Below are 9,839 nucleotides of genomic sequence, written 5' to 3'. Positions count from 1 at the left end.
GCTGCCCAGCGGCTTCGTCACGCCGGCCAAGGCCGATCCGCGCGGGTCCGAGGCGGTGCCGCTGGCCGGCAGCGGCCAGCATCCGCCGTTCGACGTCAACGCCGTGCGGCGCGACTTCCCGATCCTGCAGGAGCGCGTGAACGGCAGACAGCTCGTGTGGTTCGACAACGCGGCCACCACGCACAAGCCGCAGTCGGTGATCGACCGCATCGCCCACTTCTACGCGCACGAGAACTCGAACATCCACCGCGCGGCGCACGAGCTGGCCGCGCGCGCCACCGACGCCTACGAAGGCGCGCGGGAGCGCGTGCGCAAGTTCATCAACGCGCCCGAGGTGGAAGAAGTGATCTTCGTGCGCGGCACCACCGAGGCCATCAACCTGGTGGCCAAGAGCTGGGGCGGCCAGCACGTGGGCGAGGGCGACGAGATCATCGTCTCGAACCTCGAGCACCACGCCAACATCGTGCCGTGGCAGCAGCTCGCCGCCGCCAAGGGCGCGAAGCTGCGCGTGATCCCGGTCGACGACTCGGGCCAGGTGCTGCTCGACGAGTACCGCAAGCTGCTCAACGACCGCACCAGGATCGTCGCCGTCACCCAGGTGTCGAACGCGCTCGGCACCGTGGTGCCGGTGAAGGAGATCGTGGAACTCGCGCACCGCGCGGGCGCCCGGGCACTGGTCGACGGCGCGCAGTCGGTCTCGCACATGCGCGTGGACGTGCAGGACATCGGCGCCGACTTCTTCGTGTTCTCGGGCCACAAGGTGTTCGGGCCTACCGGCATCGGCGTGGTGTGGGGCAAGCGCGAGGTGCTCGAGGACATGCCGCCATGGCAGGGCGGCGGCAACATGATCGCCGACGTGACCTTCGAGAAGACCGTGTTCCAGCCCATCCCGAACAAGTTCGAGGCCGGCACCGGCAACATCGCCGACGCGGTGGGCCTGGGCGCGGCGATCGACTACGTCAACAAGGTCGGCATCGAGAACATCGCGCGCTACGAGCACGACCTGCTGGTCTACGGCATGGCGCAGCTCGGCGCGATTCCCGGCGTGCGGCTGATCGGCACCGCGGCTGACAAGGCCAGCGTGATGTCCTTCGTGATCGACGGCTACAGCACCGAGGAGGTGGGCCAGGCGCTCAACGAGGAAGGCATCGCGGTGCGCACGGGCCACCATTGCGCGCAGCCGATCCTGCGCCGCTTCGGCGTCGAGACCACGGTGCGGCCCTCGCTGGCCTTCTACAACACCTTCGACGAGATCGACCGGCTCGTGGCGGTGGTGAGAAGGCTCGCGGGCCAGCGGCGCGCGGGCTAGTTCGACGACCCGAGGTGCTGCCTGAAGAAGGTCAGCACCTCGGCGTTGAAGGCCGCATGGAAGGCCGTGCGGTCGAAGTCCGGGCCGTCGCGGCAGATCTCCGGATTCGCCGCGAGCTGCGCGGCGGAGCAGGGCGCGAGAAAGCCGAAATGGCCGGCCTTGTCGGCCACGCGCCAGTCCGGGGCCGTCGGCAGGTTGCGCCGCACGGCCGCCACGTTGTCGGGCGTGACGCCGTCGCCCCCGTATGCCGAGGCCCAGAGCTGCACCGGCACCTTCACCTGTTTCAGGCTCTCGGCATCGAACAGCATGCTGAGCGGATCGGCGATCACCGCGGCCTTGATGCGCTCGTCGTGCGCCAGCGGTGCCGCGAGCAGCGCGCGAAAGCGCTGCCGCATGGCCGTGCAGGCCGGGCCCTGCGGCGCCGCGCTGCAGGGCGATCCGGGCAGCGGCGGCAGCTTCTCGAAATCGGGCCGCGCGCCGATCAGCACCAGGCCCGTGTAGCCGCCGCGCGAGAAGCCGTAGAAGCCGACCTTGCCGGCCGCGAGCTGCGCATGCGCGGGCCAGCGCGCGAGCATGTGGTCGACCAGGCGGCGGATGTCGGTGGTGCGCGTCGCGAGCGCCACGATGCTGTCCTCGGGGCCGCCGCGGATGCGGAAGTTGTCGTCCGAGTGGTTGATCGCGGCGACCACGAAGCCCGCGTTCGCCAGCGCCTCGGCCGTGTCGTGGTGGCCGAGGAAGGAGCCGCCGTAGCCGTGCGACAGCACCACCAGCGGCAGCCGCTCGCCCGCGATCGGGCAGTCGCGCACGCCGGGCAGGGTGTTGCGCTCGAGCTGGACCTGGCCATCGGGCGCGGCGCAGGGCGTCCATACCGCGCCGCGCAGCGCCGGGCCATCGGCATCGGCCGGTATCTCGAGGGTGCTGAAACCGGCGGCCTGGGCGCAGGCCGCCCACAGGCCGAGCGCGAGGGGAAGAAGGTAGCGAAGCAGGTTCATGGCGGCAGTGAATGCCGGGATCAGCCGGCGGGACGGATCGGAATCAGCAGGTCGGTGCGCAACGCGGCCGGTGCGACCTGGCGCGGCGAGTTCAGGTAGTGCTCGAGCGTGGGCCGGTCGTCGGGTTCGTAGCCGCTACCAGGCAGCCAGCGTGCGTAGAGCGCGTAGACGGCGGCGTTGATGCGCGTGTAGGGGCCGGCAAGCGTGTGCACCGCGTAGAGGCCGCCCGGCATGTCGAAGGCCTCGATCTCCGCGTCGTCGGCCGGCCAGGGATCGGGCGAGGCCGCCGCCACGTAGTAGCGGAAATCCGGCCGCGCCTCGGGATTGCCACAGGAGATGCCGAACCAGCCCGACACCCGGCGCGGGCCCAGCCGGGCGCGCAGCCGCCGGTGCGTGTGCGGGATGGTGGAGGCCGGCCCGTGATGGCGCAGCGCATGCACCGGCTGCGCCGGGCGCTCGACGATCCGCACGGCGGGCGGCGCCTCGTCGTTGCGGTCCCGCGCCGCGGGCATCGCATCGAGCACCACCGCGTGCATCTGCTGCTGGAATTCGCGCGGCGACTGCCCGGTGAACTGGCCGAAGGCGCGCGTGAAGGCCTGCGGGCTCTCGTAGCCCACGGCCAGCGCCACGTCCGTGATGCTCTGGCCGCCGCGCACGAGCAGCCGCGTGGCCATGGCGAGCCGCACGCGCCGCACCGTGGCGGCCACCGTCTCGCCCGCGACGCTCTGGTAGATGCGGTGGAAGTGGAAGGGCGAGAAATGCGCGAGCGCCGCGAGGTCCTCGAGCCGGTGGTCGGCCATCGGGTCGGCCACGATGGCCGCGACGGCGCGCGCCACGCGTTCGCGGTAGTCGTGTTCGGCGCGGGGGGCGGTCATGTCCCGCAGTGTGCCGCCGGGCGGCGGCGGCCGCTTAGCCGACTTTGCGGAGTCCGCGACGCACAGGCTATGCTTTGCGGTCGTCGACAACGTAGCCTGTCCCTCGCATGTCCCAGCCTCCCGTTTCCACTCCCGCATCCTCGGTCACCGACGAATCCTGCGACGTGCTCGTCGTGGGCGGCGGCCCCGCCGGCTCCACCGTGGCCGCGCTGCTCGCCCAGCAGGGCCGCAAGGTGGTGCTGCTCGAGAAGGCGCAGCACCCGCGCTTCCACATCGGCGAATCGCTGCTGCCGGCCAATGTCGAGCTGTTCGACAAGCTCGGCGTGCGCGACCAGGTCGAGAAGATCGGCATGCCGAAGTTCGGCATCGAGTTCGTCTCGCCCGAGCACGAGCACCGCAGCTACGTCGACTTCGCCGAGGGCTGGGACAAGTCGCTCGACTCGGCCTGGCAGGTGCGCCGCTCGGAGCTCGACGAGCTGCTGTTCCGCAACGCCGCGGCGCGCGGTGCCGAGGCGATCGAGGGCTGCCGGGTGCGCGACGTGAGCTTCGACGCCGACGGCGCCACGGTGCGCACGCAGATGGACGACGGCGAGCGCCGCAGCTGGCGCGCGCGCTTCGTGGTCGATGCGACCGGTCGCGACACCCTGCTGGCCAACCAGTTCCGCTGCAAGGAGAAGAACCCCGAGCACAACAGCACCGCGCTGTTCGGCCATTTCCGCAACGCGAAGCGGCTCGAGGGCCGCAAGGAAGGCAACATCAGCATCTGCTGGTTCCCGCACGGCTGGTTCTGGTTCATCCCGCTGGCCGACGGCACCACCAGCGTGGGCGCGGTCTGCTGGCCCTACTACCTGAAGTCGCGCGAGAAGCCGCTCAAGGACTTCTTCTACGACACCATCGCGCTGTGCCCGGTGCTGGTCGAGCGCCTGAAGGACGCCGAGCTGGTCGACGACGCCGTGCACGCCACCGGCAATTTCTCGTACGCCAGCACCCATGCCACCGGCGACCGCTACCTGCTGCTGGGCGACGCCTTCGCCTTCATCGACCCGATGTTCTCCTCGGGCGTCTACCTCGCGATGCACAGCGCCTTCGACGGCGCCGAGGCCGTGGCCAAGGCACTCGACCGCCCGATGGAGTACGCGGGCGCGCGCGCCGACTTCGAGGCCATGATGCGCAAGGGCCCGCGCGAGTACTCGTGGTTCATCTACCGCGTGACCAACCCGACGATCCGCGAGATGTTCATGTACCCGGGCAATCCCTTCCGCGTGAAGGAGGGCCTGATGTCGCTGCTGGCCGGCGACATCTACCGCGGCACGCCGTTCTGGCGCGCGCTGGGCATGTTCAAGGTGCTGTACTACTTCATCTCGGCAATGCATCCGCGCCGTACCTGGGCCGGGTGGAAGCGGCACCGCGTCAACATCCAGGACATGGGGATGTTGAAGGGGGAGACGATCCTCAAGTCGGATTGACGGGGCGGTCGTGCTCGCCTTTGCCATTCAGCGGGGCGGCCCCGTGAATAGCAAGGTGAATAGATAAATCGCGCGGCTTCACGCGGCTTCACGCGGGTTTTCGCTGGGGAAACCCGGGAAGCTGAATGGATTCGTGAATAGATACTCGGCGCGCGCCGGCCAGAGGCTCAGTTCGCCGCGCCCTGCGCGCGGGCGCGCTGCACCTCGTAGGCCTTGAGGTGCACATAGGCGATGCGCAGCACCGAGGGCACGGCGGGCGCCGGCTGCGGCGCGCGGCTCAGCAGGTCGCCGAGGATGTGGTCGGCCTCGACGGCGCCGCCACGCGCGAGGTCCTTGTACATCGAGGCGGTGATCGGCGAGCCGGCCGCGGTCATGAAGGCATGGCCGCGCTCGATGGCGCCGGGGCGCACCGCGAAGCCGTTGTGGGCGGCGATGGCGGCGCATTCGTCGAACAGGGCCAGCGCCACGTCCTGGCCGCCCGCGGCGACCACGTCGCCGATGGCGCCGCGCATCAGGCTGGTGAGGCCGGCGATCGAGGCGATGAAGACCCACTTCTCCCACATGTCCTGCAAGACGTTGTCGCTGGCCTTGGCCTCGAAGCCGGCGCCCTCGAACTGCTGCTGGATCGCCTGGATGCGCGGCGGGATGCCGCCCGCGCGGTCGCCGTAGGTGAGGCCGTGCGAATCGTTGAGGTGCAGCACGCGGCCCTCGTCGTCGAGCGTGGCCGAGATCAGGCACAGGCCGCCGAGCACGCGCGCCTCGCCGAAGCGCTCGACCAGGGCGTCGATGTGCTGCATGCCGTTGAGCAGCGGCAGGATCATCGTCTCGGGGCCGACGGCGGGCGCGAACGAGTCCATGGTCGAGGCCAGGTCGTAGGCCTTGCTGCCGACCACGACCACGTCGTAGGGGCCGCCGATGTTCTCGGCCGACACGTGGGGCGGCGAGGGAATGTGCAGGTTGCCCTGCGGGCTCTGGATCACGAGGCCGGTGGCCGCGATCTGCGCCGCGCGCCGCGCGCGCAGCAGGAAAGTGACGTCGCGTCCCGCCGCCAGCAGGCGGCCACCGAAATAACCACCGAGTGCGCCGGCACCCACCACCAGAAATCTCATCGCGCTTGCTCCTGAATCAGACAAAGAACCGGCGGCGATGATGCCCAAGAACGCGCAAGGCTGCTCTACGCCACCGGCTTCTCCAGCAGCCGCTGGCGGGCAAAGGGCGACAGGTCGAGCGTGCTCGCGCGCCCCAGCACATGATCGGCGATGGCATCGCCGAGCCCGGCCGAGTGCTTGAAGCCATGGCCCGAGCAGGCCGAGACCACCAGCACGCCGGGCAGGCCGTCGAGCGCGTCGATGACGAAGCGGCGGTCGGGCGTCACGGTGTACATGCAGGCGCGCGCCTTGAGCGCGCGGCCCTCGATCTGCGGGAAGCGCCCGGCCACGCGCTCGCGGAACATCGCGGCGCTTTCCTCGGGCCGCACGCTGCGGTCGATGGCGTCGGGCGTGGTGGCCTCCACGTACTGCTCGGTCGCGACCTTGAGCGCGGGTTGCGCGGGGTCGGAGGACGGAAAGCCGTACATGTAGTCCTCGGGCCCGTCGCCGAACATCCAGATGAAGACCGGGAAGCGGCCGGGCGCGAAGTCGGCGGCGGCCGAGCCGGTGTCGAACCAGTGCATGACCTGGCGGTGCACCGAGAAGTCGCGCTGCCAGTCGGCGCGCGCCTGCCGGCCCAGGAACTCGGGCAGCCAGGCACCGGCCGCGACCACGACGCGCCCGGCCTCGAAGCTCGCTGTTTCGGTGCGCACGCGCACGGTGTCGCCGTTGCCCACGGGCTCGACGGCCAGCACCTTCTCGCCGGTGCGGATCTGCGCGCCCGCGGCGCGCGCCACCGCGAGCTGGGCCTCGATCGCTGCCTCGGGCCGCACGAAGCCGGCCTCGCGCTCGTGGTAGCCGATCTCGTCGCCCTGCAGCTGGAACTGCGGGAAGCGCGCGCGGATGCCGGCCGCGTCGAGCACCTCGTGCGCGATGCCGAAGCGCTCGGCGCAGGCGATGGTGCGGCGCACGAAGTCGGGCTTGCCGTGGTGCTCGGCCACGCGGCCCCGCGGTGCCAGCACCAGGCCGCCGGTGGCGGTCATCAGCGAACGGCCGGTGCGCGCCTCAAGTTCGCGCCAGATGGCGTGCGAGCGCTGCACGAAGGGCACGCACTCGTCGCCTTCGCCGATCGCGAGCCGCGTGATGCGCGAATCGCCGTGCGAGGAGCCGAGCTCGTGCGGCGGCGCGAACTGGTCGATGCCGAGCACGCGCGCGCCGCGTTGCGAGAGCTGGTGGAGCGTGGCGGCACCGAGGGCGCCGAGGCCGATGACGATGACGTCGTGATGGGAGCTGGAAGTCAAGGCGGACAGGGTGTCAGACGAGGTTCAGGTCCAGGAAGGCGTCCTTCACCTCGATCGGTTTGGGAATGAGCTTGAGCTGCGCGAACACGTCGGCCAGGCCCTGCTGTTCGCGGGCGATGGCCGGCGTGAGCGCGACCACGCCATATTGACGCCGTTCGGTCGCGAGCGCCAGCACCTTGGGCTCGACCTTGAGCTGCGGCGCCAGCGTGGCCACCACCTCGGCCGGATGGGCCTGGGCCCAGTCGTTGGTCTTGCGCAGCTCGGCGAACACGGTGCGCAGCAGATCGGCATTGGAGCGCGCGAACTCGGGTTGCGCGAAGTGGTAGGTGCGGTTGCCGCTGAGGCCGGTGCCGTCGAACAGCAGGCGCGATTCGGTGGCCTGCTGCGCGCCGGCCAGGAACGGATCCCACAGGCCGATCGCGGCCACGCTGCCCGACTGGTAGGCGGCCACGGTGTCGGAGGCGGTGACGATGTAGACCGGCTCGATGTCCTCGTAGCGCAGGCCCGCGGCCTCGAGCGCGCGGATCAGCACGTACTGCGTGTTGTAGCCGCGGCCCGTGACCACCTTCCTGCCCTTGAGGTCGCGCACAGTGCGGATCGGCGAGTCGCGCGGCACCAGGAAGCCGACGCCGCCGGGGTAGGGGCTCTCGGCCGCGAGGTAGACCAGGCCCTTGCCGCTGGCCTGCTGGAACACGCCGATGCCGTCGGAGGCATGGCCGAAGTCGATGGCGCCGGCGGCCAGTGCCTCCGACAGTTGCGCGCCGCCGAGGAACTCGGCCCATTCCACCTTCACGCCCGCGGGCGCGAGCGCCTGCTCGAGCCGGCCCGTGCCCTTGAGGATGTTGAGCGTGTTGAACTTCTGATAGCCGATGCGCAGGGTCTTGGCGCGGGTCTGCGCGAACAGCGGCGTGGCGGCCGCGGCGAAGGCGGCGCTGGCTCCGGCGCGAAGCACGAGGCGCCGCGAGAGAGCGGAGGAGGACAAGCGGGGAGTGTTCATGGCGATGCCGCGCGTGGCGCGGTGGGAGAAGTGAGCGTAGAGGCCGGCGACTCTAGGGGCCGCGCGCGCATCGCGCGACGAAGCTTTTCGCATGAGCTCATGCGCAACTCCGCGGGGCATATGCAAGCGGAAATTGCTTCGTTGGACGCGGCGCGCGCGCTGCCTAGAGTCGCGGCTTTTCATTCCGAAGAGCAGGCATGACCCGCAGCACATTCATTCTCTCGAGCCTGGCATTGGCCATCGGCTCCTTCACCCTGGCCGGCGCCGCATGGGCCGACCGGCTCGACGACGTCAGGAAGGCCGGCGTCCTGCGCGTGGCCGCCTTCGACGGCAACCCGCCGTTCGGCTACATCGACCCGGCCAGCAAGAAGCAGGTGGGCCACGACATCGACCTCGCGACCGAGTTCGCGAAAAGCCTGGGCGTGAAGATCGAGCTGGTGCCGACCAACCCCGCCAACCGCATCCCGCTGCTGACCTCGGGCAAGGCCGACGTGGTGTTCGCGAGCTTCACCATCACCGACGAGCGCGCCAAGGCGGTGGACTTCACCACGCCGTACTTCCTGGTCGGCCAGCAGTTCCTCGCGAAGAAGGGGCTGCTGAAGGACGTGGCGCAGATCAACGAGATCCGCATCGGCACCGAGAAGGGCACGACGATGGAATCGAACCTGCGCAAGAACTACCCCGAGGCCAAGGTCGTGCTCTACGACGATTCGCCGTTCGCGCTGGCCGCGCTGCGCAACGGCAACGTGCAGGCCATCACCAACGACGGCGTGAAGCTCACGGCGCAGTGGAACGCGCTGCCCGACAAGGAGAAGTACGAGATCCCGGCGATCACGGTCTCGAAGGAGTACCTGGGCGCGGCCGTGCCCAAGGGCGAGACCCGGCTGCTCGAGGCGCTCAACACCTGGCTGGCCGAGAGCGAGAGGAACGGCCGCGCGCTGGCGATCTACGACACCTGGTTCGGCCCGAACAGCAAGGCGCCGCTGCCGCGCCTGCTGAAGATCGGCGACCAGCGCGTGGCGGCGCGCTGAAGGCGCCACGGCCTTGATCGATCTCCTGCGCGAGCAGCTGCTCGCGCCGCGCTACCTGGGCTGGCTGCTCGACGGCTGGCTGACGACGATGTGGAGCTCGCTGCTGGTGGTGGCCGGGGCCACGGTGCTGGGCGTGGCGGTCGCGGCCGGCCGTTCCTCGGACCGGCCCGCGCTGCGGCGCGCCACCGCGGCTTATGTCTCGCTGTTCCGCAACACGCCGCTGCTGGTGCAGCTCTTCTTCTGGTACTTCGGCGCGCCCTCGGTGTTGCCCGAGGCCGCGCGCGAATGGCTCTACGCGGGCCACGTGCTGTCGTTCGAGCTGCTGTCGGCGCTGGTCGGGCTCACGCTCTACGCGGCCGCCTACGTGGGCGAGGACATCCGCTCGGGCATCCGCGGCGTGCCCGTGGGCCAGACGCTGGCCGCGTCGGCGCTGGGCTTCACGCGCGCCCAGGTGCTGGCGCAGGTGGTGCTGCCGCAGGCGCTGCGCATCGCGCTGCCGCCGCTGCTGGGGCAGTACATGAACATCGTCAAGAACACCTCGCTCGCGATGGCGGTCGGGCTGGTCGAGCTGTCCTATGTCTCGCGGCAGGTGGAGGCCGAGACCTTCAAGACCTTCCAGGCCTTCGGCATCGCGACCTTGCTCTACATCGCGACCATCGGCGCGATCGAGCTGCTGGCGGCCTGGGCCGCGCGGCGGCAGGCGAGGGCGGCATGACGGTGTTCGAGACGCTGTGGGACAGCCTGCCGTACCTGCTGTGGGGCGCCTTTCCACAGGGGCCG

Annotated in this window: 9 protein-coding genes; 4 read left to right on the top strand and 5 right to left on the bottom strand. The window is 70.4% G+C overall.

The genetic code is table 11. From position 1 onward, the window contains the following. Window positions 1-1,309: family 2A encapsulin nanocompartment cargo protein cysteine desulfurase (locus tag AC27VN_RS22055; RefSeq protein WP_490877903.1), on the top strand; the 1,309-nt coding region annotated here is incomplete at its 5' end. Here the strand turns inward: AC27VN_RS22055 and AC27VN_RS22050 are convergent. Then, window positions 1,306-2,301: an alpha/beta hydrolase family protein gene (locus tag AC27VN_RS22050; RefSeq protein ID WP_490877902.1), complete on the bottom strand. Its 996-nt coding sequence runs from the start codon at window positions 2,299-2,301 to the stop codon at window positions 1,306-1,308. The two genes, AC27VN_RS22055 and AC27VN_RS22050, sit on opposite strands and share 4 nt — an antisense overlap. A 20-nt stretch (window positions 2,302-2,321) precedes the next feature. Next, window positions 2,322-3,176 (bottom strand): AraC family transcriptional regulator, encoded by an 855-nt coding sequence (locus AC27VN_RS22045; protein ID WP_490877901.1) that lies wholly within the window; start codon window positions 3,174-3,176, stop codon window positions 2,322-2,324. A 107-nt stretch (window positions 3,177-3,283) separates the two neighbouring features. On the opposite strand from AC27VN_RS22045, the gene AC27VN_RS22040 reads away from it, so the two are divergent. Continuing rightward, entirely contained in the window at window positions 3,284-4,642 is a 1,359-nt protein-coding gene (locus AC27VN_RS22040) for an NAD(P)/FAD-dependent oxidoreductase (protein WP_208513947.1), read from the top strand. 167 nt (window positions 4,643-4,809) lie between these two features. Here the strand turns inward: AC27VN_RS22040 and AC27VN_RS22035 are convergent, their stop codons facing one another. From AC27VN_RS22035 to AC27VN_RS22025, 3 genes are all read right to left on the bottom strand, one after another. After that, window positions 4,810-5,751: a ketopantoate reductase family protein gene (locus AC27VN_RS22035; RefSeq protein ID WP_490877900.1), complete on the bottom strand. Its 942-nt coding sequence runs from the start codon at window positions 5,749-5,751 to the stop codon at window positions 4,810-4,812. 65 nt (window positions 5,752-5,816) lie between these two features. Next, window positions 5,817-7,031 (bottom strand): N-methyl-L-tryptophan oxidase, encoded by a 1,215-nt coding sequence (gene solA, locus AC27VN_RS22030; RefSeq protein WP_490877899.1) that lies wholly within the window; start codon window positions 7,029-7,031, stop codon window positions 5,817-5,819. A 13-nt stretch (window positions 7,032-7,044) separates the two neighbouring features. After that, entirely contained in the window at window positions 7,045-8,028 is a 984-nt protein-coding gene (locus AC27VN_RS22025; RefSeq protein WP_490877898.1) for an aliphatic sulfonate ABC transporter substrate-binding protein, read from the bottom strand. A 197-nt stretch (window positions 8,029-8,225) separates the two neighbouring features. Here AC27VN_RS22025 and AC27VN_RS22020 point away from each other — a divergent pair, with 197 nt between their 5' ends. Together AC27VN_RS22020 and AC27VN_RS22015 are read left to right on the top strand one after the other, a co-directional pair. Further along, window positions 8,226-9,059: an ABC transporter substrate-binding protein gene (locus AC27VN_RS22020; protein WP_490877897.1), complete on the top strand. Its 834-nt coding sequence runs from the start codon at window positions 8,226-8,228 to the stop codon at window positions 9,057-9,059. Window positions 9,060-9,072: 13 nt separating this feature from the next. Further along, a complete protein-coding gene (locus AC27VN_RS22015) occupies window positions 9,073-9,774 on the top strand; it encodes an amino acid ABC transporter permease (protein ID WP_490877896.1) in 702 nt (233 codons plus the stop codon). Window positions 9,775-9,839 lie beyond the last annotated feature (65 nt).

The sequence above is a fragment of the Variovorax sp. 20P10.2.4 genome (assembly GCF_058244205.1).
Note: the sequence above shows the minus strand (reverse complement) of the source record. Positions and strands in the feature narration are given on the sequence as shown.

What these genes read in the sequence shown, in the direction of transcription:
- AC27VN_RS22040 (WP_208513947.1), top strand. Translation starts at nt 3,284, where the DNA reads ATGTCCCAGCCTCCCGTTTCCACTCCCGCATCCTCGGTCACCGACGAA.
- AC27VN_RS22020 (WP_490877897.1), top strand. Translation starts at nt 8,226, where the DNA reads ATGACCCGCAGCACATTCATTCTCTCGAGCCTGGCATTGGCCATCGGC.
- AC27VN_RS22050 (WP_490877902.1), bottom strand. Translation starts at nt 2,301, where the DNA reads ATGAACCTGCTTCGCTACCTTCTTCCCCTCGCGCTCGGCCTGTGGGCG.
- AC27VN_RS22035 (WP_490877900.1), bottom strand. Translation starts at nt 5,751, where the DNA reads ATGAGATTTCTGGTGGTGGGTGCCGGCGCACTCGGTGGTTATTTCGGT.
- AC27VN_RS22045 (WP_490877901.1), bottom strand. Translation starts at nt 3,176, where the DNA reads ATGACCGCCCCCCGCGCCGAACACGACTACCGCGAACGCGTGGCGCGC.
- AC27VN_RS22025 (WP_490877898.1), bottom strand. Translation starts at nt 8,028, where the DNA reads ATGAACACTCCCCGCTTGTCCTCCTCCGCTCTCTCGCGGCGCCTCGTG.